This window comes from Modicisalibacter luteus DSM 23508, assembly GCF_000378505.1.
GTDB lineage: Bacteria > Pseudomonadota > Gammaproteobacteria > Pseudomonadales > Halomonadaceae > Modicisalibacter > Modicisalibacter luteus.
The window spans coordinates 236,321-260,771 of sequence record NZ_KB899989.1; the positions used below are offsets into that span (position 1 = coordinate 236,321).

Below are 24,451 nucleotides of genomic sequence, written 5' to 3' on the forward strand. Positions count from 1 at the left end.
TTCTTGACGTGCTCGGCGATCTTGCGGAAGTGGGCGTTGCACGGCGTGAGCTCCGACCAGGTGTTGCAGATGCCGATGATCGGCTTGCCCTGGAATTCGTGGTCGGGGATGCCCTGGTTCTTCATCCAGCTGCGGTACATGAAGCCGTTCTTGTCGGCGCTGCCGAACCAGGCGGCACTGCGAAGCGGGCGTTTCACATTGGACATGAATCAGCTCCTTACGCCTTGGCTCGACGGGTCTGTTTCCAGCGGTCAAACATCACGGCCAGCAGCAGGATCGCCCCACGCACCAGGTACTGATAGAAAGTCGGCACGTTGAGCAGGCCCATGGCGTTCTGCACGCAGCCCATGATCAGTACGCCAACCAGCACGCCGGTAATAGACGCCACGCCACCTGACAGCGATACGCCGCCCAGCACACAGGCCGAGATCACTGCGAGCTCCAGCCCCAGCGAAGTGTTGGGATCACCCAAGCCCATGCGTGAGGTCAGCAATACCCCAGCGATACCGGCAACTACGCCCTGCAATGCGAACACGGTAATCTTGAGTCGACGTACATTGACCCCGGCCAGGCTCGCCGCCTCGGCGTTGCCACCGGTGGCGAGCACGTTGCGCCCGAAAGCAGTCATATTGAGCAGTACGCCGAAAATCACGAAGCATATGATCATCGTCCACACCGGCAGGGTCAGGCCCAGGAAGGAGGCACTGCCCAACTCGAAGAACCCCGGCACGGTGATCATCACCGCGTCACCTCCGGAGGTGATGTAGGCCAGGCCACGCACAAACTCCATGGCTGCCAGCGTGGCGATCAGCGAATTGATGCCGAAGCGTGCCACCACGAAGCCGTTGAAGGCGCCGACCGCGCCGCCGGCGGCTACACCGCCGAGCACTCCGATGACTACACTGCCCGAAGTCGATGTGATGACCGCGGCTACCACGCCGGCAAAAGCGACGATCGAGGCCACAGAAAGATCGACTTCGCCCAGCGCCAGCACCATCATCATGGTCGTGGCGATAGTGCCGATCAGTGTCACCGATAGCAGCAGACCGACGATGTTGCGTCCGGTCAGAAAGTCGGGCACCAGTACCGAAAGGCCGATGAACAGCAAGATAAAGATGGCAATCAAGCCAGAGGTGTCGAGCAGCGTGCGCAGCGCCTTGGGCATTCCTGCGTGACCAGATGCGCCACCGCTCGGCGCAGTGCCGGCCTTGGCCAATTTTTCGGTAGACATGTTCTTGTCCTCTTCGAATCGGATCAGGCCGGCAGCGCCAGGCCCAGGAGTCGTTCAGGAGTGGCCTCATCGCGAGGCAGGATGTCGATCAGTTCGCCATCGCGCATTACGCCGACTCGGTCACAGATCGAGCTGACCTCGGCGAGGTCGCTGGAAATTACTACGACGCTCTTGCCCTGCTCGGCCAGGTCGTAGAGCAAGGAGTAGATATCGCGGCGGGCACCGACATCGATACCGCGGGTTGGCTCGTCCATCACGAACAGTTCGATTTCTTCGGAGAGCCAGCGCGCCAGGATGACCTTCTGCTGATTGCCGCCCGACAGCGTACTGATGCGTGTGCGCGGGCCAGGCGTCTTGATGCTCAGGCGCTGGATGTAATCGGTGGCGTTGGCGGCTTCACGCGCAGGATTGCGGAAAACGCCCCAGCGTCTGAAGAAACGCCGGCAGCTGATGTTGAGGTTGTCGGCTACACTAGCCACCGGAAAGATGCCCTGCGACTTGCGGTCCTCAGGACACATGGCGATGCCGGCACGAATGGCCTCGTGGGGGCTGTCGAAGCGTCGTTCCTCGCCGGCGAAACGCACCACCCCCTCGCTGGCTTTCTCGACGCCACACACCAGGCGCATCAGTTCGCTGCGCCCGGCGCCGACCAACCCGAACAGGCCTAGCACCTCGCCGCGCCGTACCTCGAAGCTGATCGGTTTGCGTACGCCGTGTCCAAGCAGCCCCTCGACACGCATCAGCGGCTCGCCTACCTGCCGCGACCGGTAGCCATAGACATCCTCGATCTCGCGCCCGACCATCTCGCTAACCAGCGTGTCATGGTCGAGCCCCGCCAAGGACTCGTGAGTACGAATGTGTTGACCGTCACGGAAAACGGTGACGGCGTCGCACATTTCGAAAACTTCTTCCATGCGGTGGGTGACGTACAACACCACCCGTCCTTCGTCGCGCAGGCGCGCCACGATCCGCTTTAGGTGCCGTATCTCCTGCACCGAGAGGCTGCTGGTAGGCTCATCGAAGGCGATGATCCGGGCATCACGCAACAGGGCTCGGCCGATCTCGATCATTTGCTGCTGGCCGATCGAAAGATCGCGAACCTTGGTCGAGGGATGAATGCCCTCTTCCCCCAAATCGTGCAGTACCTTGACAGCCCGCTCACGTAACTGACGCCGGTCAATGAAGCCTCGACGCTCGGGCAATTGGCCAAGCAGAAGGTTCTCCGCCACCGACAGGTTGGGGGATAGCGTCAGTTCCTGGTAGATGATGGCGATACCCTGTGCCAGGGCCTCACGCGCGTTGGCGAACACATGACGCTCACCATCGATCCACAGCGCCCCGGCGGTCACCTTGTTGACGCCACTTAGCACTTTGAGCAAAGTCGACTTGCCGGCGCCATTCTCGCCCATCAGTGCGTGCACCTCGCCCGACTTGGCACCGAAACTGACGCCGTCGAGTGCGCGCACGCCGGGGAACTCGACGGTAACTCCGTCGATCCGAAGATAGGGTTCGCTCATGGGATGGACTCCACTGGAGTGAGACAGATCCCGCCCAAGGCCTATCGCGCCATGGACGGGCGGATGCTTACAGGTTCAGGTCCTGGCGTACCTGCTCCCAGTTGTCTCGGGTCATCAGGGTTCCGGTGGTTTCGGTATTGGCCGGTGGCTTCTCGCCCTCGGTGATCCACTGGTAGAGATTCTCTGCAGTCTGCTGTCCGTGCATGGTGGAGCTCACTGCCACGGTGCCATGGAAGCCGGTTGGCTTCTCGCGGGAGAACTCGGCGAATGCCGCCCCGGACCCATTGATACCCACGCCAATGACTTGGTCGGGGCTCAGGCCATACTGCTCGCTGGCACGTACGCCACCCAGTACGCTTTCCTCGTTGAGCGCATAGATCACCCAATGCTCATAATCGCCGTTCTTGGAAAGAACCGGCGATGCCGCTGCGAAAGCGCTGCTGGTATCGGTATTCTGTTGCGGCGCATCGAAGATATTTGCCTGCTTGAAGCCGGCCTTGAGTAGCGCATCGGTGGCACCGTCGGTGCGTTCCTTGGCGGTAGGGAGCTCATAGTTGGTAATGCGCAGCGCAGCGACATTCTCGGAATCCCAGCCGCGCGCTTTCATCTCCTCGGCGATGGCATTGCCGACCTGCTGGCCGATCTTGTAGCCCGACATACCCAGATGCGGCACGTCTTCCATGGGCTGGCCATCGGGCCCGACAAAGCGGTCGTCGACCGTCACGACCTTCATGCCGTACTGCTTGGCGCGGTTCATGATCGCCGGTCCCAGGCGCACGTCAGGCGGGCAGATCACGAACCCCTGAGCGCCCTGGGAATTCAGGTTATCGATGGCGCTGAGCACCTGCTGGCCATCTTCACCGGCCAACCTGACCACATCAAAGCCCATCTCTTCGCCCAGCTGGGTGGCGGCATCCTGTTCATTGATGAACCAGGCCTGCTCGGGCTTCTTGACGATAAACCCCATCTTGACGTCGTCTTCAGCGGCCTGTGCAGCACTGAACGTACCGAGTGCTAGACCAACACTCAGTACCAGGCGAGAAAGGGAGTTATTGAATGACATCAGGCAAGACTCCTTACCCCCAGGGGGCATTCTTGTTTTCCGGACTCGACATGAGCATGTCATTGTTACGTTGCTGACAATAGATAACGCGCAAATAACCCACCAATACCCCTTTCCGGAAACCGTCATATACATACCGGTATCACGGCGATAGGAGCCCTTTTGCCATGGGCAGAGTGAGTTTTAAATGAGGAGCTGACTTGCGACTAAAGTCTTCTTAGCCTTTTGGCGAGTCATAAAAAACCGGTGGCAATAAGCACACCGGCTCTCGTAGTGAAGATGTATTAGTCGCTATTCTCCTAGGGAAGGCTGGGCAGAAAAGCGATAGATCGTATGAGAGCGATAAGTCTCCCCGGGACGCAATATCGTTGGAGGAAATTTCTCCTGGTTGGGGGAGTTAGGGAAATGCTGCGTTTCCAAAGCGAACCCTGAACGATGTCCATAAGTCTCGCCCTGCTTACCGGTTAATTGGCCATCAAGAAAGTTGCCAGAGTAGAACTGAATTCCCGGCTCGGTAGTTTCCACCTCGAGAACACGGCCACTGTCCGGCTCCCAGACTCGGGCAGCCAGTACCAGCTCATCGCTCTGTGGTGACTCTCGTTTGAGCACGAAATTATGGTCGTAACCCTTGCCGAAGGTCAGCTGTTGATTGTCTTGCTCGATACGCTCGCCGATCGGCGTCGGCTCGGTAAAGTCAAAGGGCGTCCCATCGACGGGACGAATCTCACCGGTAGGAATCAAGTTATCATTCACCGGCGTGAACGCTTCGGCATTGAGCATTAAATAATGGTCAAGAACGCTGCCACTCCCTTCGCCATCGAGGTTGAAGTAGCTGTGCTGGGTCAAATTGACCGGAGTAGGTTTCGTCGCGGTGGCGCGGTAAGTGATGTCCAACTCATCGGCATCGGTCAGTGTGTAGGTAACCTCGGTTTCGAGCTCGCCCGGATAACCTTCTTCTCCGTCGGGGCTAATGTATGAAAGGATGACACCAACACCATTCTCATCTTCGAAAGGCTTCGCGTTCCATAGCACTTGATCAAAGCCCTTATCGCCGCCATGAAGATGGTTGTTACCATCATTGGTTGCCAGCTGATAGTCCGTACCGTTCAAGGTGAACTTTCCCCCGGCGATGCGATTGCCATAACGACCAATGATTGCACCAAAATAGGGATTGGCCTGGCGATAGGTATCGGACAGGTAGCCTTCCAGAGAATTGAAGCCCAACACAATATCTTCAAAATTCCCTTGAGCATCGGGGGTCTTAAGAGAGACGATGATGCCACCGTAATTGATGACACGCATCGTGATTCCATTAGCATTGGTAAGGCGATAAACTTCGACGATTCGTCCATCGGGAAGCTTGCCGAATGTCGACTTTTCGACGCCTGATGTTTCACTGTTATTATCGCTGGCTTGAGCTACGTTCAGCAGGGTAGCCACGCCAGCCGTCAGTGCTAGCCATGGGAAGGTAGAGAGTCGAGACATAATATAAGGCTCCTGTCTGCCGTTCGGAAATTGTGTAGTTATTGCCGCTTTGGGAGTCAAGGCACACTCCGTTTTTTACGGTAGACGGCCGGGGAAGGCCTCACTAATCACACTCTTTATAAAAACAGATATCACATTGGCTATCGATCAATGAACAGAAAGCACACGATGGGGGCACTGCCTCCCGACTGGTTTCTTCGCGTAAGACTAAAGTTACGCCATTTACAGTTATTTCTTGCCCTGGACGAGCATCGCAATCTGCACCGGGCTGCAGCCAGCCTGGCGATGAGCCAGCCGGCGGCCTCCAAGTTGCTTGGCGATCTCGAAAACCAGTTGGGTGTGGCCCTGTTCGACCGCCATTCACGCGGGGTCATACCCAACTGGTATGGCGAGATCATGGTGCGCCATGCCCGTAGCATCCTCTCCGAATTGCATCACACGGGGGACGAACTCAATGCTTTGCGCGAAGGCAATGCCGGCGTGGTCTCGGTGGGCACGGTAATGGCGCCGGCAGTAACGCTGCTGACCAGCGCTATTGAGCGTGTGCATCGCGATCTGCCGGGGCTTAAGGTGCGAGTCGACGTGGACGTCAGCAAATCGCTGATACCACGCCTGATGCAAGGGGAATTCGACTTCGCCATCACCCGCATTCCGGAAGGGTTTTCCACGGAGCACTTCGTTTTTGAGGAAATCGGCGAAGAAGAGATCTGTTTCGTGTGTCGGGAAGGGCATCCCCTGGCAGGCAAGGCGCAGCCCACGCTCGCGGACATGGTGCCTTACCCATGGTCACTGCAGCCACCAGGCGCCCTGATGCGCCAGCGGGTCGAGCACCTGTTGATGCATCATGGTATTGAAGCGCCCGACCGGATCGTGGACACGCCCGATGTACTGGTATCACTGGCCTTGGTCGCCAAGTCCGATGCCTTGACGGTGACAACGCGCGAGGTGGCCGACCTGTTATGCGCGCCACAGCGGTTTCGCATCCTGCCTTTCACCGAAACGCTAAGTGTCCAGCCTTATGGCCTGGTCAGCCTACGCAAGCAGCGCTTGTCCCCTGGCGCCGGTGCGCTGATGAGCACTCTCCGCGAAATCATCGCCCACCAGCGCCAGATGGTCGTGGCTACCTAGCTCTCGTCGTGGAACGGCGCCACCGTCTCGCGCCGCCCCAGCAGGAAGGCATCGGCGACATGACGTAGTGGCGCTACGTCGACCTCACTCTCACAACGGGCAACAAGCTCGGCGAAGCGCGCATAAAGGCCAGGATATTCCTGTTCAGGCGCCTCGTGCTCCAACCGGTCATCAATGAACATCTGGCTCCCCCCCTTACGCAGGGTCAGGTTGCCGGCATCGGTCTCGATGTGGATATCCCAGGTCTGCGGACCAGTCTGCAGGAAGTCGAGGTCCGCCGTGATCGGTGTTTCTTCACTGTCGCTGAAGCGGAGCTTGGCAGCAATGGGCGCTTGGCAATTCTCGGGCACCTTTAGCGTGCCTTCACGCAGGAAGAAACTGCGCGGCAGGATCGCGGTGACGATCGACAGGGCATTGATGGCCGGGTCGAACACGCCCATGCCGCCCGGCTCCCAGATCCAACGCTGCCCCGGGTGCCAGACGCGCACGTCCTCTTTCCACTCGATGTGTACCTTGCTTATCTGGCGCGAGGCCAACCACTTCCGAGCGGGTGCTACCGTTGGTGCATGGCGTGAATGCCAAGTGGCGAACAGGCTGCCCGGCGAGGCCTCGGCCAGTCTCGTCAAGTCCTCGACCTCGCTGAGCGTAGCGCCCGGGGGCTTCTCCAGCATCACGTGCTTGCCGGCCTGCAACGCTTGACGGGCCTGGCCATAGCGCACCGTGGGCGGCGTGCACAGAGAGACGGCGTCGAGCTCAGGCACGCCGGCCAACATTTCCTCGAGCGTCGCAAAATTGGCGGCATCCTCAAGGGAAGCATTGCGGCTGGCCACCGCAACTAACTCGAAGTCGGGATTGGCCGCCAGGGCGGGCAGATGCTGGTCACGGGCAATCTTGCCCAGGCCGACGATACCGATCTTGATGGGGGGCATGTCCTGTTGCCTTATGTCGCTGAAAAAACGTCCCGACACCATAGCGGCCCCGCGCCGTCAGGGCCAATAACCGTTCGGCCATGTCTTCATGGCCGGATCGCTATCGTTGCAGCCCCGTCATGGCTCAAGACGCTCGAGATAGCGCACCCCACCAAGCTGTCGCATCTGACGTTGGATCCACTGACTGCGTTGCAGAACGTACGACGAAGGTCGTGAGGCGCTCCACTCTCGAGGGTTGGGCAGGATGGCCGCCAGTCGGCTGGCCTGGGTAGTGTTGAGTTCGGATGCCGAAACACCGAAATAGTGTTGGGCAGCCGCCTCAAGACCGAACACGCCGTTATCCCACTCGGCAATGTTGAGATAGACCTCAAGGATACGCTCCTTGGGCCAGAGCAGCTCAATGAGTACCGTGAACCAGGCTTCCAGTGCCTTGCGCAACCAGTTGCGCCCGGTCCACAGGAACAGGTTCTTGGCTGTTTGCTGGGAGATGGTACTGGCACCCCGGAGATTGTCGCCCGAGCGCCATGCCATCAGCGCCTTGCGCATTTGGTCGAAATCGAAGCCGTAGTGCTGCGGAAACTTCTGATCCTCGGCCGCGATTACTGCCAGCTTGGCCTGGTCCGATAGACGCTCCCAAGGCGTCCAGTCATGCCGGATGTTCAACGACTCCGCCGATACCCAAGATTGTACCTTGCGCTCGACCATGACCATCGAGCCGAACACCGGCACCACACGCAACAGCAACACCAGCAGCACCGAGACAGTAACGAAGCCGGCAATGGCGATAAGGAAATAGCGTAGTACCCGGCGCGGCCAGCCCTGCGTCATGTCATGAACTCTTATCGGTAACGGACGCGCCCAGTATAACAATGCCGGCCACGGGTTTCGGCGGGACTACCCATGGCCGGCATCAAAACGCCAGTCGGCATTCAAGACGTTTCACTTTTGCAGATATTCAGCGTGGTAACGCAGGTGATCCTCGATGAAGGTGGCGATGAAATAGTAGCTGTGATCGTAGCCCGGCTGAAGACGCAGGGTAAGCGGGTGGTCGTGAGTCTTGCATACCGTTTCCAGGCGCTCGGGCTTGAGCTGTTCTTCAAGGAATTGGTCAGCCTCGCCCTGATCGATGAACAGTGGCTGGCGCGAAGCGCCCTTGGCCACCAGCTCACAGGCATCATAGGGACGCCAGTCACCACGCTCCTCGCCCAGATAGTTCTTGAACGCCTTGTTGCCCCAGGGCGCGTCCATGGGATTGACGATCGGCGCGAACGCCGACACCGAGGCGAAGCGTCCCGGCTGGCGCAGTGCCATCACCAGCGCGCCATGGCCGCCCATTGAATGGCCGCTGATCGACTCGCGCCCATTGACCGGAAAATGCTGGCGCACCACTGATGGCAACTCGTCGTTGACGTAATCGTACATGCGGTAGTGACGTGCCCACGGCTCAAGCTTGGCATTGAGATAGAATCCCGCGCCCGAGCCGAAGTCGTAGCTATCATGTTCGCCGGGCAGATCCAGGCCGCGCGGACTGGTATCGGGGCAGACAATGGCGATGCCCAGCTCGGCGGCAACGCGCTGAGCGCCAGCCTTCTGCATGAAGTTCTCGTCGGTACAGGTCAGCCCCGATAGCCACCATAACAGGGGCACCTTCCCTTCCTCCGCTTGAGGCGGCAGGTAGATCGAAAAGGTCATCTCGCAATCGAGGGCCCTGGCATGGTGCTTGTAGCGCTTGAGCCAGCCGCCAAAACACTTGTTGGCAGAAACCAGCTCCAACGTCTCGGTCATGGTCATGCGTCCTCCTTGTCTAACGACGTGCCGGGCGCCGCACACGCGACGCCCTTCCCTGTTCAGTAGTGAAGCACGGTACGGATACTCTTGCCCTGGTGCAGCAGGTCGAATGCGTCGTTGATCTTGTCGAAGGGCATGTCGTGGGTAATGAACTCATCGATCTTGATCTTGCCGTTCATGTAATCGTCAACGTAGCCGGGCAGCTCGCTGCGCCCCTTGACTCCCCCGAACGCAGAGCCCTTCCAGACGCGTCCGGTAACCAGCTGGAACGGACGTGTGGCAATTTCTTCGCCTGCGCCGGCCACACCGATGATGATCGATTCACCCCAGCCCTTGTGGCAGCATTCAAGGGCCGAACGCATGACATTGACGTTACCGATACACTCGAAGGAATAATCGACCCCGCCATCGGTCAGGTCGACGATAACCTGCTGGATCGGGTCGGAATAGTCTTTGGGATTGACGAAGTCGGTAGCACCGAACTGGCGCGCCAGCTCGAACTTGTCGGGATTGACGTCGATGGCAATAATGCGCGAGGCTTTGGCCATCTGCGCGCCCTGGATGACCGCCAAGCCAATGGCGCCGAGACCGAACACGGCGACAGTCGAGCCGGGCTCGACCTTGGCAGTATTGAGTACCGCGCCGATACCCGTGGTCACACCGCAGCCAAGCAGGCAGATCTTGTCCAGCGGCGCCTCAGGAGAGACCTTGGCCAGCGACACTTCCGGCAGCACCGTGTACTCGGAGAAGGTCGAGGTCCCCATGTAGTGGTGCAGCATCTTGCCATCAAGCGAGAAGCGCGAGGTGCCGTCGGGCATCAAGCCCTTGCCCTGGGTGGCGCGCACCGAGCTGCACAGGTTGGTCTTGCCTGACAGGCAGAACTTGCACTTGCCACATTCGGCGGTGTACAGCGGAATGACGTGGTCGCCTGGCTTGAGGCTGGTTACACCTTCGCCGACCTCTTGAACCACGCCAGCGCCCTCATGGCCCAGCACCGAGGGGAAAAGTCCCTCAGGGTCCGCGCCGGACAGAGTAAACGCATCGGTATGGCAGACGCTGGTCGCGGCCATACGTACCAGGACCTCGCCTGACTTTGGACCTTCGACATCAATCTCGGCGAGTTCCAGCGGTTTACCGGCTTCCAGGGCGATGGCGGCACGTGACTTCATCAAGCGCTCTCCTAATCAATGACATGATAATGGCGTCCACGCGGACCCGCGGGACGTCAGGCAATGTCTCCAGTCTAGGCGAGACATGGTGCCGCGATAAATGGCACTGGCGTCACAAGATTATTGCCAAGGAGCAACAATGCAGCGCTGGGATCGTATTGAAGCGTTCAGTGAGGTGGTCCGGCTCGGCAGTTTTTCGGCCGCGGCCCGACATCTCAAAGTGTCGGCCTCACATATCAGCCGCCTGGTCGCCCAGCTGGAAAACCAGCTCGGCACGCAGTTGCTCTATCGCACCACCCGGCAGCTGCACCTGACCGATGCTGGAACAATTTATTATGATTACTGCCGTCATCTGTTCGAGGGGTTTCGCGAGGCGGAGTCCGCCATCAACGATCTGCAATCGCGTCCCCAGGGCGTTCTCAAGCTGACCTCGGCGACCACCTTCGGAGAGCGCTACATTGCCCCGCTGGTCAACGATTTCCAGCACCTGCACCCCCAGTTGGAAGTACGCATGCATTTCACCAACCGACAGGTGGACCTGATCGACGAGGGCTTCGACGTAGCGATTCGCATGGGCGTACTCAAGGATTCCAGCCTGATTGCCCGACGGCTGTGCGAGCGCCGCGAGTATGTGGTCGGCTCACCGGATTACTTCGCTCAGGCGCCACACCCACACAGCCTGGCAGAGCTGTCCGGCCATCAGTGTCTGGTGGGTTCGCGGGATTACTGGCTATTCGAGGTCAATGGACAGCGTCGCGAGGTGCGGATCAACGGGCGCTGGCAGGCCAACTCGGGGCCGGCTCTGCTGGACGCCGCCCTGAAGGGCCTCGGCCTGGCGCAACTCCCCGACTATTATGTCGAGGAATATCTCGCCAGCGGCCGTCTCGTGTCGGTCCTCGATAATGTTCAGTTCATCGGAACGGCGGTCTGGGCGGTCTACCCGCGTCATCGCCACCTGTCGCCCAAGATCCGCCAGTTCATCGATTATTTGTGCGCGCATTTTACCCGATAGGGAAATTAATCCGCTTGGGCCGAAGGGGATTTTACCGGCACCATCTCCTCATTCTTGATAGGCGTCCCGGCTAGCATGTGTGACTGCCATTCCCGGTCGAAGAACAAGGCGGGCACCGCATCGTTCAGGTAGGTTCCATCGAATTCCGACAGCTGGGCCAGCGCCTCCGGGTCAAGAAGCGCGACACGATGCCTATCACGCAGTACCAGCCCTTCTTCTCGAAAGGCCGTGAACGTGCGACTCACGTGTACGGCACTCAGCCCCAACACATCCCCTAGTTGCTCTTGTGACAAGGGAAGGCGGAAGCGGCCGTTGTTTACGGCGCCGATACGCTCCAGGCGTAAATACATTTCATACAGGAAATGCGCCAATCGCTGCTGAGCCGTCCGTCTGGCCAGGTTGATCAGCCTTTCGGTCAGCATCGCCTGCTGACGGCAGACAATCGCGAAAAGCCCCGCCGTCAATGCGGTGGAACTGCGAAAGATTCTTAGTAAATGTTCATGGGAGAAAGGGCTAACGACGCCATCTTCTATCATGGCCACGCCAGCCAGACGATTCGAGAATGCAAAATCACGCATGCCGATGATATCGCCGGGCAGATAGACCTTGAGTATCTGCCGGCTGCCATCACCCAGATTGCGGAATGAGTAGGCCCACCCCTGGCTGATGGTGCAGAATTGATCCACCTTGCTGTTTTCCTGCCAGATGATATCTCCGGCACTTGCCTTGATAGGATTCTGCTCCAGTTCGAGCAGGAGAACCTTCTCTTCCTCAGACAAAGAACAATGCTGCAAAAACTGTTGGACGATAGCACTGTCTTGAAGGTTCACGTTCAGATGATCTCCGGTCAGTTGATGCCTCGCATACGCGTACGCGCGTGCGAGGCAGCTCGGACACATTCTGTATCATCTATATATTTGGTTTAATAACCTAAGTTAGCCAGATACGCAGGAGCTACAAATTCAGCGCCAGCAATGACTTAAATCAAAGCCTCATGACTGGCCTGACATGCCGAAAACCTTATCTCTTTTTTGGCCGACCGCTCATGCCACACCAGCACAGATGGACTATTCAGCCCCGGCCCAACCATCTGGATACGTTAAATTCTGGTTAGCATTCGATGGCATTTACCGCAAGCCCGCCCCTCGAGGTCTCCTTGTATTTGTCTTGCATGTCACGCCCGGTATCACGCATGGTTCGAATCACCTTGTCTAGCGAGATGAAGTGATCACCATCGCCCCGCAGGGCCATTTGTGCGGCATTGATTGCTTTCACCGCTGCGATGGCATTACGTTCGATACAGGGCACCTGGACCAGGCCACCCACCGGATCACAGGTCAAACCCAGGTTATGTTCCAGACCGATTTCAGCGGCATTCTCCACCTGGGCCGGCGACGCCCCCATAACCTCGGCCAATCCGGCGGCAGCCATGGCACAAGCGGAACCAACCTCGCCCTGGCAGCCGACTTCCGCACCAGAGATCGATGCATTCTTCTTGCATAGGATGCCCACCGCTCCTGCGGTCAGCAGAAAATCCACGACATCCCGCTCGCTGGCGTCCGGCTGAAACTTCATGTAGTAATGCAGCACCGCAGGCACGATCCCCGCTGCGCCATTGGTGGGTGCAGTGACCATGCGCCCACCAGCGGCGTTTTCCTCGTTGACTGCCAAGGCAAAGACGTTGACCCAATCCATCGCCGAGAAGGTTGAAGCGATCAGACTGGTATCATCCTCGGTCGCCAGCAGGCGCTGATGCAGCTTGCGGGCACGACGCCTGACGTTAAGCCCCCCTGGCAGCACACCTTCATGCGAGACGCCGTTGTCCACGCACTCGCGCATGGCACCCCAGATGCGCCAGAGACCGGCGCGGATATCGGCTTCGTCACGCCATGCCTTTTCGTTGGCCATCATCAACTCACTGATGCGCATGCTATGCATGCGACACAAGGCCAGGAGCTCCGCCGCTGTGTTGAAATCGTAGGGCAGCGCTGTGATATCGGTATCGAGATCGCCAGCCTGAGCCTGCTGCTCATCGATGACAAAGCCACCACCCACCGAATAGAACGTGTTGCGATAGAGTTCGCTCCCATGCCCATGAGCGATCAGGGTCATGGCATTGGGGTGATGCGGCAGGCACTCCTCGTGCCATTGCATGTCACGTCCCCAGACGAAGGGAATCGCCCAGCGGCTGTCGAGCAGCAGTGTCTGCGACTCGAACAATTCTTCGAGGCAGGGACCGACGATCGCCGGATCGATCCGCTCGGGGCGCTCCCCCATCAGCCCCATGATGATGGCACGATCAGTGCCGTGTCCCGCCCCAGTCGCCGACAGTGAGCCGTACAGGCGCACCTCGATACGGGCAACACGCTCCAGCAGATCGCGCTCACGCAGAGCCCCGACGAATTCACTGGCTGCATGCATGGGGCCAACCGTATGCGAACTGGAGGGCCCGATGCCTATCTTGAACAGGTCGAATACACTGATGGCCATGTTATTTTCCTCGACGTGCCAGCGGCACGAATGCGCTAACGAATCAGAATGACTAAAGCATTTCGCTTTACGACGCGATTGACTGCTAGGATGGCGGCCAGCCATATTGGCTACAACCCAAAATATTTTGCCTTGGATTTAGAATAGCTAAACCATGAGCCGCCACCTCAACGCACAGACCCATGCCTGGCTGAAGGTATTCGCCGTCAGTGCCCGCCACTTATCGTTCACTCGCGCCGCGGAAGAACTGCACGTCACTACCGGCGCCGTGAGTCAGCAGGTCAAGCAGCTCGAAGAGCGCCTGGGCTTTCGCCTGTTCCGCCGCTTGCCTCGTCAACTGGAATTGACCGACGAAGGACGCCGGCTCGCCAGCGTGGTCGATGAGGCTTACCAATCAGTCGGTCTCGAGGTCAGACGTTTGAAGTCGGGGGTCATGAGCGGGATATTGCGGCTGCGCTCGGTACCATCATTCCTGACCAAGTGGCTCATGCCGCGTTTACCGAGGCTGCAGGCACGCTTTCCCGATATCGAATTGCATATCGCCGCCGAGGACAGCAACCTTTCTCTCCGCGATGGCGATTTCGACCTGGCCATTGACTTGAACGACGGCCACTATCCAGGCTTGCAGATCACATCGTTGATGGATGAGGTCATCTTTCCGGTATGCGCGCCAGCTTTACTACGAGGCCGACCGCCCCTGCATCGGCCTGAGGACCTGGCCTACTATCCCCTGCTGCATGACGTGACGGCCTGGCGCGGCAGCCAAGACTACGCCGAATGGGAGCATTTCCTGCACGCTATCGAGGCTCCTAACGTCAACGTGCGGCGGGGCTATACCTTCAACCGCAACCAACTGACCATGGAAGCCGCCATTGACGGCATGGGGGTCGCCATTGCACGGCGCACCCTGATTACCGACGAGCTAAGAACGGGAAGACTGATCGCCCCCTTCCCTCAGCGCGTTCCCACGGGAATGCGATACGGCATCGTCTACCGGCAGGGCGCTCTGGATGACCGACGTGTACAGGCTGTACACGACTGGATCCTTGAGGAAGCAATACGCAGCGGCCCATCCAGCCCGCCCTAGGTAGCAAAAAAACGCCCGCAAGCCAAGGCTTGCGGGCGTGCCATTCCACGAAGGGAAGAGACTACTCGTCGAGGAATGAGCGTAGCGGCTCGGAGCGCGACGGGTGACGCAGCTTGCGTAGCGCCTTCGCCTCGATCTGGCGGATACGTTCACGGGTGACATCGAACTGCTTGCCGACTTCCTCAAGGGTATGGTCGGTGTTCATGTCGATACCAAAGCGCATGCGCAGCACCTTGGCTTCGCGTGCAGTCAGGCCGCCCAATACGTTGCGGGTCGCTTCGATCAACCCTTCGCCGGTGGCAGAATCGATCGGCAGGATCATCGAGCTATCCTCGATGAAGTCACCCAGGTGCGAGTCATCGTCATCACCAATGGGCGTCTCCATGGAGATCGGCTCCTTGGCGATCTTGAGCACCTTGCGAACCTTGTCCTCGGGCATCTCGAGACGCTCACCCAGCTCTTCGGGTGTCGGCTCACGCCCCATCTCCTGAAGCATCTGGCGTGATACACGATTGAGCTTGTTGATGGTCTCGATCATGTGCACAGGGATACGGATGGTGCGCGCCTGGTCGGCGATAGAGCGCGTGATTGCCTGACGAATCCACCATGTGGCATAGGTCGAGAACTTGTAGCCGCGACGATACTCGAACTTGTCGACAGCCTTCATCAGACCGATGTTGCCTTCCTGAATCAGGTCAAGGAACTGCAAGCCACGGTTGGTGTACTTCTTGGCAATCGAGATGACCAGACGCAGGTTGGCCTCGACCATTTCCTTCTTGGCACGCCGCGCCTTGGCTTCGCCGATCGACAGGCGACGATTGACTTCCTTGATCTCGGATACCGGTAACTGAACCAGTTGCTCCTCGAAGGCAATCTTACGCTGGGCACGCTGAATATCGCCACGAAACGGTTCGAGCTTGTCGGCGAACTTTGGGTTACTGGCGAGAAACTCATCCAGCCAACCCTGGTTGGACTCGTTGCCCGGAAACGTGCTGATGAAGGTTTTGCGGGGCACCTTGCCGCGCTTGACGAACACCTGCAGGATCGATTTTTCCTGGTCCCGAACTTGCTCGACGCTGATCCGTACCTGCCCCACCAAGCGTTCGAAGTGCTTGGGCACCAGTTTGATCGGCGAGAACAGCTCAGCCAGGCGCGCCTGCTCAGCTATAGCCTCAGGCGAACCCAACCCGTGCTTGGCGATGGCCGCCTTGACCGTCTCGTTCTGCTCACGGATCTGCTCGAAGCGCGCTCGCGCCTCCTCGGGATCCGGGCCACCTTCATTGGCGTTGGTATCGTCTTCGTCGCTGTCGTCGGAATCGTCGTCGCTACTGCCATCCACTTCGGCGTCATCGAGATCATCGCTGATCGGCTCTTCGACGGGCTCGGCCTCAGCCACGCCCGGAATCCCCTCGTCAGGATCGATGAAACCGGAGAACAGATCGGACAAACGCCCCGGCATCTCTTCATCCTGGGTAGCATCGTAGGCTTCCAGAATGGATTCCACGGCACCAGGCAGATATGCCAGCGCCGACATCACCTCGCGCGTACCTTCCTCGATGCGCTTGGCGATCGCAATCTCGCCTTCCCGGGTCAATAGCTCGACGGTTCCCATCTCGCGCATATACATGCGCACCGGGTCGGTGGTCCGGCCGACATCACTCTCCACAGCTGCCAACGCCGCTACCGCTTCCTCGGCGGCAGACTCGTCAGTGGAGTGATCGGACATCATCAGGGTATCTTCATCGGGGGCCTCTTCAACGACGCTGATACCCATGTCGTTGATCATGCCGATGATATCTTCCACTTGGTCCGGGTCGGCGATATCCTCTGGAAGGTGGTCGTTGACCTCGGCATAGGTCAGGTAGCCCTGCTCCTTGCCGCGTGCGATCAACTCCTTCAGGCGTGACTGCTGCTGAGCATTTCCAGCCATAGAAACCCTATCTCGACGAAGAAGAATGAAATACCTGAACGCAAGGCGATGAAAAAATTCGTAAGCCTGCAATTATAGCGGCTTAGGCATATAGTCCGCCAGCACTCTATTTGCGCTGCCATTCAGGTATGTTAGTTTGTTCGGTTACGCTCGTTTGCCGACATCCCTTAGATGGAGATGGTAGGCGACAATTCAACCCCTACGCCACTTAGCGCGTACCGGGGGCCTTGAGCGTCACCAACAGCTCCATAAGACGCTGCTTCTCTTCCCTGGAGAGTTTCTCGCCGGCTTTTTCCCTGGCCAGCAAGGCATCGAATTCGCTTTGCGGGGTGTGCTGTGCCAAACGCTGGCGAAAGTGGCCTACCAGCCCATCGAGCTCAGTGGCACGCGCCGCGCGTGGAATCAGCAATTCACGCCGGGCCAGCTCGTTCAGACGCTGCCCTTCCTCGGTCCCCTGAAAATGCGCCAGCAGTACCTGCATGTTTCGGTAACGACCTGCACGCAGCAAGCGGATGACTTCGCGACACAGTCGTCCGTCACTCTCATTATCGGCACACCAATCGAGTTCTTCAGGCAGACGTTCCACCAGGCCCGGCTCATGCACCAGCAATTGTAGCGTACGTGCCATCAGGCTGAGGGCGTTACCCTGACGCCGAGGCTGCACCGGCACCGGCTCGTCGATATAACCTGGCTCAATCGACGGCATGTCGACCGACATCGCAAATTCTGCCGGCTCCGGTGTCTTGAGCATCGCCTTGAAGCGTCCCTGTTCGACACCAGTGCGCGCCGATAATTCACTCAGCAACAACGACTTGAGCACACCTTCCGGCAGACGATCCAGCGCCTTGAGAACCGCCGTAGCGAAACGTTCACGCTCCTCGACACGCTGCAGATCACGCCCCTCCGCCGCCTGCTCGAACAGGAACTCCGACAGCGGACTGGCACAGACGATGCGATCGCCGAATGCCTCCGGCCCCTCGCGCCGGACCAGACTATCCGGATCCTCACCTTCGGGCAGGAACAGAAAACGTGCCTGACGTCCATCAATCATCAATGGCAGCACGGTTTCCAGTGCACGCCTCGCCGCCTGACGACCGGCATTGTCCCCATCGAAGCAGAACACCACCTCCCCCACCAGGCGAAACAACCTGTTGAGATGGTCCTCACTTGTCGAGGTACCGAGCGTGGCCACGGCATTACGAATGCCGAACTGCGCCAACGCCACTACGTCCATGTATCCTTCGACGATGAGCAGCCTTTCCAGTTGCCGGTTGGCCTGACGCGCCTCGTACAGACCGTACAGCTCGCGCCCCTTATGGAAGACCGGCGTCTCGGGTGAGTTGAGATACTTGGGTTTGGCATCACCCAGTACACGACCACCGAAAGCAATGGTTCGCCCTTTCCAATCGCGAATCGGAAAGATCACCCGATTGCGAAACCGGTCATAGCTGCGACCGCTGTCTTCGCGCTGCACGAGAAGACCATACTCGGCCTGGACAGCATCAGAAATGCCATGACCGGCAAGATGGCGTTTGAGCGCCTCCCAGTCATCGGGGGCATAGCCGATGCCGAAGTCCCTCACGATCTCCTGCGACAAGCCACGCCGCGACAGGTAATCGCGCGCCTTACTCCCCTCGCTCATCAACAGACGTTCACGAAAGAACGACGCCGCCAGTTCAAGTAGATTTACGCCCTGCTGATGCCTCTTCTCGCGTGCCTGAGCCCGCGGATCATCGGCACCTTCACGCGGCACCTCCAGACCTTGGCGCAACGCCAACTGCTCGACCGCTTCAGGAAAGCGCAGGTTGTCGTACTCCATCAAGAACCGCAGGGCGTTGCCGTGGGCGCCACAGCCAAAGCAGTGGTAAAACTGCTTGTCCTGACTGACAGTGAACGAGGGTGATTTTTCCTGGTGAAACGGACACAGTCCGGAGTAATTTTTTCCGGCCTTCTTTAACTGAACACGTTCGCCTACCACCTCGACCACGTCGACGCGGGCAAGCAAGTCATCAATGAAGCGCTGAGGAATCTGACCAGCCATGCGGGGCTCTGACGCGTCGTGAGCGAGAAAAAACGGCACCGGTACAGCAGCGGGCCAAAAACAAGCGGCCACCGTAAGGCGGCCGCTTGGCGTCCCTCTGAGGTAGGAATCCTACCTCAAGTACGGATCAATATAGCCGTTCGAAACGCTTTTGCTCACGCTGCAGCTTCTTGGCGTGACGCTTGACGGCCGCCGCAGCCTTGCGCTTGCGCACGGCAGTCGGCTTCTCGTAGTTCTCGCGACGGCGAACCTCGGAGAGGACGCCAGCTTTCTCGCAGGAACGCTTGAAGCGACGCAGAGCGACGTCGAACGGCTCGTTATCACGTACTTTGACAGAAGGCATTAAGCACTCACCTACCTTGGAATCATGAGTTCGGTTTGTACGTACACCTTGGCCCGTGGATCACACCTTGGCCTGCCCACACAGTGGACAACGGACAAAGTGAACATTCGAAGACGATCTGACGGGAATCCGGGTGCACGACCCAGTCTTGCAGAGTCAAGTATTCTAGTCGCCGTTACAGCCCTTTGCAAATTCCTTGTTCAACCTCTGCCGTCCTGCCGGTAATCGGCGTAAAATAGCGGCCTTTGCCAAGATCTACGAGCCAACACCATGCGCGTACTGGGGATCGAAACCTCCTGCGACGAGACCGGCGTCGCCATCTACGACACCGAACGCGGGCTGCTGTCCGATGCACTCTACAGTCAGATCGCCCTGCACGCCGAGTTCGGTGGCGTGGTGCCCGAGCTGGCTTCACGCGACCATACCCGCAAGCTGTTGCCGCTAATTCAGGAAGTTCTGGATAATGCAGGCTTGTCGCGCCACGACCTGGACGGCATTGCCTACACGGCCGGTCCCGGTCTGGTAGGCGCCTTGATGGTCGGGGCCTCGACGGCACACGGAATGGCACGCGCCCTCGGTATTCCCGTGCTCGGCGTGCATCACATGGAGGGCCACCTGCTTGCCCCCATGCTCGAGGAAACACCGCCCGATTTCCCCTTCGTCGCCCTGCTTGTCTCGGGCGGCCACACGCAACTGGTCGAGGTTCACGGCCTGGGGCGCTATCGACTGCTCGGAGAATCGGTGGATGACGCGGCTGGCGAAGCTTTCGACAAGACCGCCAAGATGCTCGACCTGGCCTATCCCGGCGGTCCCGAAGTGGCACGCCTGGCCGAGCACGGCGATCCCCAACGCTTTCGCTTCCCGCGGCCGATGACTGATCGCCCTGGACTGGACTTCAGCTTCTCCGGCTTGAAAACCCATACATTGACCACGCTCAATGCGCTGCGCGAAGCCGACCAGCTCGATGCGCAGGGGCGTGCCGACATTGCCCGCGCCTTCGAGGAGGCCGTTGTCGATACGCTGGTCATCAAATGCCGTCGCGCGCTCGACCAGACCGGACTCAAGCGCCTGGTGGTAGCAGGCGGGGTTAGCGCCAACACGCGCCTGCGTGAAAGGCTGGGCATCGAAACGGCCAAGCGCGGTGCCAGGGCATATTATCCCCGCGGCCGTTTCTGTACCGATAATGGGGCAATGATCGCCTACGTGGGCGCCCAGCGCCTGCTCGCTGGCGAGTGCGATACCGAGGCCATGCAGGCGGTGCCACGCTGGCCGCTGGAGCGGCTCATTCCTCCCGCCGCCTGAGTTTGCCATCGTCCAAAGAAAGTTCTTCGCCTCGGCCCATCCGCTGAATACTCCAGACATGGCGCAGCACGACCAGCAAGGCAAAGACGATTACCACCCATACATACTCCCTGGCCAGCCACACGCTGGCCAATGGAGCCAGCAGCGCACTGGCCAACGAGGCGATGGCCGCAGTACGTATGCGCCAGGCCAGTAACGCCCAGCAAGCCGCACATAACAGCGCTACCTTGGGTGTCAGCATGAGCAGGACACCGAACGCACTGGCCACTGCCTTGCCGCCGCGCCAGCGATGCCATAGCGGATAACTGTGGCCGAGCAACACCCCAAGCCCGACCACACCTTGTGCCCAGGCCGGCAGCCCGCCGCCCTTGGCCAGCCAGAGCGCCGGCACCGCCTTGCCGGCATCGAAGGCCAGCGTTGCCAGGGCCAGGCGTTTGCCATACAGGCGCAGCATGTTGGAAAAGCCGGGGTTGAATGAGCCACGCAGGCGCGGATCGGGCAGGCTATTCAGACGGCACAGCCATACTGCACCCAGGCAAGAGCCGCATAGATACGCCAGTAGCGCCAGTAGAACGGTATGCGTGACAAGGATGGCAGACGACATGGCAGTGTCCGGGCAAGAAGCGGTTCCATGATTCTGCCAGCTTGGTGCATTACAATCGAAGTTTTAACCATGATCGAGGGTAGCGTGTGGATCGCGTGCTGATCGAAGGATTAAGCGTGGAGACTGTCATTGGTGTCTACGATTGGGAACGCACCATCCGGCAGCGTCTCGAACTGGACTTGGAATTGGCCACCGACATCCGGCCTGCCGCGGCAGATGACGACCTAGCCCAAACGCTGAATTATGCCGCAATCAGCGAGCGGATCGGCGTGTTCGCCGAGACCAGCCGCTTAGAGCTGGTGGAAACCTTTGCTGAACGGCTCGCAGCAGTGCTGCGCGAGGAATTCGGCATCACCTGGTTGCGCTTGACGCTGCGCAAGCCAGGCGCCGTAGCCAATGCCAGAGCAGTAGGTGTCAGCATCGAGCGAGGTGAGCGCTGATGGCGCTGGTGGTGGTCAGTATCGGCAGCAATATCGAGCGTGAACACCACGTGCAGACCTGCCTCGATGCCCTGCATGCCGAGTTTGGCAAGCTGCAATTATCCCGAGTCTTCGAGAGCGAGCCGGTCGGCTTCAACGATGGATGCAACTTCTACAATCTGGTGGCAGCCTTCGAGAGCGGTGCCAGCGTTGGCGAACTGCAGGCATGGTGCAAACGCCTGGAGTTAGCCAACGGCCGGCGCAAGGACAGCCCAAAGTTCAGCCCGCGCACCTTGGATGTCGATCTACTCACCGTCAATGCGTTGCGTGGCGACATCGACGGAGTCGAACTGCCGCGTGACGAGATCGTCAAGCATGCCTTCGTACTGCAGCCACTGGCTGAACTGTTGCCGAACCACCGCCATCCGGTCAGTGGCGAGCGCTACGCCGATCTGTGGGCCAATTTTGAAGTCGGCTCCCAGCGCCTATGGCCAGTAGAGTTCGTCTGGCAGGGCCGACACATTTCCCACGCAACCTGATTCAGGCAAGTTCGTCAGGTGCCTGCCAGGCTGTCTTCGAGCGCCTGCTGGCGACGCTGGGCCAGTTCCCGCCCTAATGCGGCACCTTGATAACCCTCTTCGAGCAACTGGCGCGGCGATACCTGCTTCGCTTGTTGCCAGGCCAGACGAAGAGACTCAGCCAATGGCGCATCGAAAAGCTTCACCAACCTCAGTAGCGGCTCGACGCGCTCTTCACGTCGCCAAGCGTCTATGGCATTAAGCCAGCGCAGCAGTCGTTCGCCGCTTGGTACCTGCCGCTCGGCCTCACGGCACAGTTCACGTGTCAGGGCCGCCTGCCGAGCCAAGTCACGCCAAGCGTTGGGGGTGCGCAAGCGATCTTGCAGCGTTTCTCGTGCCGTTTCATCGAGATGCTCGCACAGCCGCGCCCAGCGCCAGCGGGGTACTTCCTCGCCAGCTTCGGGCAGCTGGTCGAGCCGTGCCAGCGCCTGACTCAGCGCAACGTTATCAGCAGCCAGCTCAGGCATCAGTTCTCCCAACGCGTGGCACGCCTGCAAGCTTTGGAAGTACCCCTGGGGGCAAGGCTCGCCCAGTGCCTTCTCGGTTTCCTGCCAGACCCGCTCTGCGACGAGATGCGCTATTTCACCACTGTCGGCCAGTCGCTTCATCAACGCCAACGTGTCGTCGGCGATGTAGAAACCCAAGCCCTGATAACGCGCCAGGAAGCGCGCCGTACGCAGCACACGCAGCGGATCCTCGACGAAGGCCGGAGAGACGTGACACAACCGGCGCGCCTCGAGATCACGCTGGCCGTGGAAAGGGTCGACCAGTGTCCCTTCGGGGGTTTCGGCCATGGCATTGATGGTCAGGTCGCGGCGCGCCAAATCCTCTTCAAGCGTCACTTCCGGACTGGCATGTACCACGAAGCCGGTGTAGCCATGCCCCTGCTTGCGCTCGGTACGCGCCAGCGCGTACTCCTCGTGCGTCTCGGGGTGCAGAAAGACGGGGAAATCACGCCCCACTGGCCGGAAGCCGCGACGCCGCATCTCCTCCGGCGTAGTACCGACCACCACCCAATCCTGGTCGACCACTGGCCAGCCAAGCCGGGCATCGCGTACGGCGCCCCCGACTCGATAGACCTGCAGGCCGGCGAGGTAGGGATCGTTCATGACTGGCGCATCACACGCTGCGGATGACGATGCTCCCAGTCGGTGAATCCGCCATCCAGGCTATAAACGTGGGAAAAGCCTTGCCCAGCCAGCCAGGAGGCTGCCTGCTGACTGGAGTGGCCGTGATAACACACCACGACCATCGCCTGGTCTCGCGGTGCCTCGTCGATCAGGTCACCCACGGTAGCGTTGTCCAGGTGACGACTGCCGGGAATATGTCCGCGGGCATAACTCAACGGATCGCGAATATCCACCAGCGTCAACGGCTTCGCCTCATCCAGCCAGGCTTTCAGCGTCACGGGATCGAGATGTTCGAACGCTTGGGTCATGATGTCTCCGTTGAAAAGGATGGAAGGCATTCATGCCGGCTTGCGGCAGGGCACACTGACCTTACGACCGCTTTCTAGCTCGAGCGCAGTCAGGGAGCCCCCCCAAACACAGCCGGTGTCGAGCGCCTCGACACGCACTCGGGCACCCGGCGTCTGGCCCTGCAGCGCCGCCCAGTGACCGAACACGATACGCGGGTCGTCCTCACGAGAATAGGTGAACCACGGCGCGAAACCCTCGGGCGCCGAGTCGAGCCCCTCCTTGGCCTTGAAGTCCAGGGTGCCATCGGCGGTAACGAAACGCATCCGGGTAAAGGCATTGACGATGGCACGCAGGCGGTCATCACCCTCGAGATCGTCCTGCCAGCGTGCCGGTGTGTTGCCATGCATGACATCCAGAAACGCACCTGCCCGCTCGCTGCGCAGCACGGTCTCGACTTCTTGGGCGCGTTCGCATGCTTCGGACAGCGACCAGATCGGCAGCAGCCCAGCATGCACCATCAGAGTACGCTGGTCGCTTGCACTGCCGTCATCGACCCACAAAGGCTGCGCCTGAAGCCACTCCAGCAGCCTGTCACGATCCTCGGCATCCAGAATGCTCCCCAGGGTGTCGGAGCGCTTGGCGGCAACAGAGCCGCGCGCTACGGCCAGCAAATGCAGATCGTGATTGCCGAGCACTATGCTGACGGCATCGCCCAAGGTATAGGCTTCTCGCAGACAAGCCAGCGACCCCGGCCCACGGTTGACGAGATCGCCCGCCAGCCATAGGCGGTCACGACGGGGATCGAAACTCAGTGTATCGAGCAGGGCCACGAACTCGGCGTGACAGCCCTGGAGATCTCCAATAGCGTAGGTTGGCATAGGCTTCCTTGTTCGGCTGCGATGGCGGTTTCCTTGATA

24 protein-coding genes are annotated in these 24,451 nt (G+C 59.5%); 6 read left to right on the forward strand and 18 right to left on the reverse strand.

Annotation, left to right across the window (positions count from 1 at the left end):
* The 5 genes from F568_RS21940 to F568_RS0101100 form a co-directional block, all read right to left on the reverse strand.
* Positions 1 to 206: dihydroxy-acid dehydratase domain-containing protein (locus tag F568_RS21940; protein ID WP_040475721.1), on the reverse strand; the 206-nt coding region annotated here is incomplete at its 3' end.
* An 11-nt stretch (positions 207 to 217) separates the two neighbouring features.
* The gene (araH, locus tag F568_RS0101085; RefSeq protein WP_019016852.1) at positions 218 to 1,231 is read right to left on the reverse strand and encodes an L-arabinose ABC transporter permease AraH; all 1,014 of its coding nucleotides are present in this window, start codon (positions 1,229 to 1,231) and stop codon (positions 218 to 220) included.
* A gap of 23 nt (positions 1,232 to 1,254) precedes the next feature.
* The gene (gene araG / locus F568_RS0101090) at positions 1,255 to 2,748 is read right to left on the reverse strand and encodes an L-arabinose ABC transporter ATP-binding protein AraG (protein WP_019016853.1); all 1,494 of its coding nucleotides are present in this window, start codon (positions 2,746 to 2,748) and stop codon (positions 1,255 to 1,257) included.
* 67 nt (positions 2,749 to 2,815) lie between these two features.
* Entirely contained in the window at positions 2,816 to 3,811 is a 996-nt protein-coding gene (locus tag F568_RS0101095) for an arabinose ABC transporter substrate-binding protein (protein ID WP_019016854.1), read from the reverse strand.
* Between the two features lie 291 nt (positions 3,812 to 4,102).
* The gene (locus tag F568_RS0101100) at positions 4,103 to 5,356 is read right to left on the reverse strand and encodes an aldose epimerase family protein (protein ID WP_229804231.1); all 1,254 of its coding nucleotides are present in this window, start codon (positions 5,354 to 5,356) and stop codon (positions 4,103 to 4,105) included.
* Positions 5,357 to 5,464: 108 nt separating this feature from the next.
* Between F568_RS0101100 and F568_RS0101105 the strand changes: the two genes are divergently transcribed.
* Positions 5,465 to 6,424: a LysR family transcriptional regulator gene (locus F568_RS0101105; protein ID WP_019016856.1), complete on the forward strand. Its 960-nt coding sequence runs from the start codon at positions 5,465 to 5,467 to the stop codon at positions 6,422 to 6,424.
* Here F568_RS0101105 and F568_RS0101110 read toward each other — a convergent pair.
* The 4 genes from F568_RS0101110 to F568_RS0101125 form a co-directional block, all read right to left on the reverse strand.
* Entirely contained in the window at positions 6,421 to 7,353 is a 933-nt protein-coding gene (locus tag F568_RS0101110) for a Gfo/Idh/MocA family protein (RefSeq protein ID WP_019016857.1), read from the reverse strand. The genes F568_RS0101105 and F568_RS0101110 overlap by 4 nt on opposite strands.
* A gap of 117 nt (positions 7,354 to 7,470) precedes the next feature.
* On the reverse strand, positions 7,471 to 8,181 hold the full coding sequence (mtgA, locus tag F568_RS0101115) for a monofunctional biosynthetic peptidoglycan transglycosylase (RefSeq protein ID WP_019016858.1): 711 nt from the start codon (positions 8,179 to 8,181) through the stop codon (positions 7,471 to 7,473).
* A 111-nt stretch (positions 8,182 to 8,292) separates the two neighbouring features.
* Positions 8,293 to 9,144 carry an S-formylglutathione hydrolase gene (fghA, locus tag F568_RS0101120; protein WP_019016859.1) on the reverse strand — a complete coding sequence of 284 codons (852 nt, stop codon included), beginning with the start codon at positions 9,142 to 9,144 and terminating at the stop codon, positions 8,293 to 8,295.
* Positions 9,145 to 9,200: 56 nt separating this feature from the next.
* Complete coding sequence (locus tag F568_RS0101125) at positions 9,201 to 10,310, reverse strand: S-(hydroxymethyl)glutathione dehydrogenase/class III alcohol dehydrogenase (protein WP_019016860.1); 1,110 nt, start codon at positions 10,308 to 10,310, stop codon at positions 9,201 to 9,203.
* A 139-nt stretch (positions 10,311 to 10,449) separates the two neighbouring features.
* On the opposite strand from F568_RS0101125, the gene F568_RS0101130 reads away from it, so the two are divergent.
* Entirely contained in the window at positions 10,450 to 11,322 is an 873-nt protein-coding gene (locus F568_RS0101130) for a LysR family transcriptional regulator (protein ID WP_019016861.1), read from the forward strand.
* A gap of 5 nt (positions 11,323 to 11,327) precedes the next feature.
* Here F568_RS0101130 and F568_RS0101135 read toward each other — a convergent pair whose 3' ends face one another.
* Both F568_RS0101135 and F568_RS0101140 read right to left on the reverse strand, forming a co-directional pair.
* Entirely contained in the window at positions 11,328 to 12,152 is an 825-nt protein-coding gene (locus F568_RS0101135; protein WP_019016862.1) for a Crp/Fnr family transcriptional regulator, read from the reverse strand.
* Positions 12,153 to 12,432: 280 nt separating this feature from the next.
* A complete protein-coding gene (locus F568_RS0101140; RefSeq protein WP_019016863.1) occupies positions 12,433 to 13,812 on the reverse strand; it encodes an L-serine ammonia-lyase in 1,380 nt (459 codons plus the stop codon).
* Positions 13,813 to 13,966: 154 nt separating this feature from the next.
* On the opposite strand from F568_RS0101140, the gene F568_RS0101145 reads away from it, so the two are divergent.
* Complete coding sequence (locus F568_RS0101145; protein WP_019016864.1) at positions 13,967 to 14,899, forward strand: LysR substrate-binding domain-containing protein; 933 nt, start codon at positions 13,967 to 13,969, stop codon at positions 14,897 to 14,899.
* A gap of 61 nt (positions 14,900 to 14,960) precedes the next feature.
* On the opposite strand, the gene rpoD is transcribed toward F568_RS0101145, so the two are convergent.
* The 3 genes from rpoD to rpsU form a co-directional block, all read right to left on the reverse strand.
* Complete coding sequence (gene rpoD / locus F568_RS0101150) at positions 14,961 to 16,829, reverse strand: RNA polymerase sigma factor RpoD (RefSeq protein WP_019016865.1); 1,869 nt, start codon at positions 16,827 to 16,829, stop codon at positions 14,961 to 14,963.
* Positions 16,830 to 17,037: 208 nt separating this feature from the next.
* Complete coding sequence (dnaG, locus tag F568_RS0101155) at positions 17,038 to 18,870, reverse strand: DNA primase (protein ID WP_019016866.1); 1,833 nt, start codon at positions 18,868 to 18,870, stop codon at positions 17,038 to 17,040.
* 127 nt (positions 18,871 to 18,997) lie between these two features.
* On the reverse strand, positions 18,998 to 19,213 hold the full coding sequence (gene rpsU, locus F568_RS0101160) for a 30S ribosomal protein S21 (RefSeq protein ID WP_019016867.1): 216 nt from the start codon (positions 19,211 to 19,213) through the stop codon (positions 18,998 to 19,000).
* Positions 19,214 to 19,483: 270 nt separating this feature from the next.
* Between rpsU and tsaD the strand changes: the two genes are divergently transcribed.
* Positions 19,484 to 20,515: a tRNA (adenosine(37)-N6)-threonylcarbamoyltransferase complex transferase subunit TsaD gene (gene tsaD / locus F568_RS0101165; RefSeq protein ID WP_019016868.1), complete on the forward strand. Its 1,032-nt coding sequence runs from the start codon at positions 19,484 to 19,486 to the stop codon at positions 20,513 to 20,515.
* Here the strand turns inward: tsaD and F568_RS0101170 are convergent.
* Entirely contained in the window at positions 20,496 to 21,119 is a 624-nt protein-coding gene (locus F568_RS0101170; RefSeq protein WP_019016869.1) for a glycerol-3-phosphate acyltransferase, read from the reverse strand. The genes tsaD and F568_RS0101170 overlap by 20 nt on opposite strands.
* Positions 21,120 to 21,205: 86 nt before the next feature.
* Here F568_RS0101170 and folB point away from each other — a divergent pair, with 86 nt between their 5' ends.
* Positions 21,206 to 21,559 carry a dihydroneopterin aldolase gene (folB, locus tag F568_RS0101175; RefSeq protein WP_019016870.1) on the forward strand — a complete coding sequence of 118 codons (354 nt, stop codon included), beginning with the start codon at positions 21,206 to 21,208 and terminating at the stop codon, positions 21,557 to 21,559.
* Positions 21,559 to 22,077: a 2-amino-4-hydroxy-6-hydroxymethyldihydropteridine diphosphokinase gene (folK, locus tag F568_RS0101180; RefSeq protein WP_019016871.1), complete on the forward strand. Its 519-nt coding sequence runs from the start codon at positions 21,559 to 21,561 to the stop codon at positions 22,075 to 22,077. The genes folB and folK overlap by 1 nt, the downstream gene beginning before the upstream one ends.
* 14 nt (positions 22,078 to 22,091) lie before the next feature.
* Here folK and F568_RS0101185 read toward each other — a convergent pair whose 3' ends face one another.
* Genes F568_RS0101185 through F568_RS0101195 form a run of 3 tightly spaced genes read right to left on the reverse strand, consistent with a single transcriptional unit; the run spans position 22,092 to position 24,412 of the window.
* Entirely contained in the window at positions 22,092 to 23,225 is a 1,134-nt protein-coding gene (locus tag F568_RS0101185; RefSeq protein ID WP_019016872.1) for a tRNA nucleotidyltransferase/poly(A) polymerase-related protein, read from the reverse strand.
* Positions 23,222 to 23,554, reverse strand: coding sequence for a thiosulfate sulfurtransferase GlpE (glpE, locus tag F568_RS0101190; protein ID WP_019016873.1), 333 nt, complete (start codon positions 23,552 to 23,554; stop codon positions 23,222 to 23,224). The genes F568_RS0101185 and glpE overlap by 4 nt, the downstream gene beginning before the upstream one ends.
* Positions 23,555 to 23,584: 30 nt before the next feature.
* Positions 23,585 to 24,412 carry a symmetrical bis(5'-nucleosyl)-tetraphosphatase gene (locus F568_RS0101195; RefSeq protein WP_019016874.1) on the reverse strand — a complete coding sequence of 276 codons (828 nt, stop codon included), beginning with the start codon at positions 24,410 to 24,412 and terminating at the stop codon, positions 23,585 to 23,587.
* Positions 24,413 to 24,451 lie beyond the last annotated feature (39 nt).

Excerpts from the sequence above, each read along its gene's own strand:
- glpE (WP_019016873.1), bottom strand. The coding sequence starts at position 23,554 with ATGACCCAAGCGTTCGAACATCTCGATCCCGTGACGCTGAAAGCCTGG.
- F568_RS0101140 (WP_019016863.1), bottom strand. The coding sequence starts at position 13,812 with ATGGCCATCAGTGTATTCGACCTGTTCAAGATAGGCATCGGGCCCTCC.
- F568_RS0101195 (WP_019016874.1), bottom strand. The coding sequence starts at position 24,412 with ATGCCAACCTACGCTATTGGAGATCTCCAGGGCTGTCACGCCGAGTTC.
- F568_RS0101125 (WP_019016860.1), bottom strand. The coding sequence starts at position 10,310 with ATGAAGTCACGTGCCGCCATCGCCCTGGAAGCCGGTAAACCGCTGGAA.
- F568_RS0101170 (WP_019016869.1), bottom strand. The coding sequence starts at position 21,119 with ATGTCGTCTGCCATCCTTGTCACGCATACCGTTCTACTGGCGCTACTG.
- araH (WP_019016852.1), bottom strand. The coding sequence starts at position 1,231 with ATGTCTACCGAAAAATTGGCCAAGGCCGGCACTGCGCCGAGCGGTGGC.
- mtgA (WP_019016858.1), bottom strand. The coding sequence starts at position 8,181 with ATGACGCAGGGCTGGCCGCGCCGGGTACTACGCTATTTCCTTATCGCC.
- rpoD (WP_019016865.1), bottom strand. The coding sequence starts at position 16,829 with ATGGCTGGAAATGCTCAGCAGCAGTCACGCCTGAAGGAGTTGATCGCA.
- fghA (WP_019016859.1), bottom strand. The coding sequence starts at position 9,144 with ATGACCATGACCGAGACGTTGGAGCTGGTTTCTGCCAACAAGTGTTTT.
- F568_RS0101095 (WP_019016854.1), bottom strand. The coding sequence starts at position 3,811 with ATGTCATTCAATAACTCCCTTTCTCGCCTGGTACTGAGTGTTGGTCTA.
- rpsU (WP_019016867.1), bottom strand. The coding sequence starts at position 19,213 with ATGCCTTCTGTCAAAGTACGTGATAACGAGCCGTTCGACGTCGCTCTG.
- F568_RS0101145 (WP_019016864.1), top strand. The coding sequence starts at position 13,967 with ATGAGCCGCCACCTCAACGCACAGACCCATGCCTGGCTGAAGGTATTC.
- F568_RS0101105 (WP_019016856.1), top strand. The coding sequence starts at position 5,465 with ATGGGGGCACTGCCTCCCGACTGGTTTCTTCGCGTAAGACTAAAGTTA.
- tsaD (WP_019016868.1), top strand. The coding sequence starts at position 19,484 with ATGCGCGTACTGGGGATCGAAACCTCCTGCGACGAGACCGGCGTCGCC.
- dnaG (WP_019016866.1), bottom strand. The coding sequence starts at position 18,870 with ATGGCTGGTCAGATTCCTCAGCGCTTCATTGATGACTTGCTTGCCCGC.
- F568_RS0101130 (WP_019016861.1), top strand. The coding sequence starts at position 10,450 with ATGCAGCGCTGGGATCGTATTGAAGCGTTCAGTGAGGTGGTCCGGCTC.
- F568_RS0101110 (WP_019016857.1), bottom strand. The coding sequence starts at position 7,353 with ATGCCCCCCATCAAGATCGGTATCGTCGGCCTGGGCAAGATTGCCCGT.
- folK (WP_019016871.1), top strand. The coding sequence starts at position 21,559 with ATGGCGCTGGTGGTGGTCAGTATCGGCAGCAATATCGAGCGTGAACAC.
- araG (WP_019016853.1), bottom strand. The coding sequence starts at position 2,748 with ATGAGCGAACCCTATCTTCGGATCGACGGAGTTACCGTCGAGTTCCCC.
- F568_RS0101185 (WP_019016872.1), bottom strand. The coding sequence starts at position 23,225 with ATGAACGATCCCTACCTCGCCGGCCTGCAGGTCTATCGAGTCGGGGGC.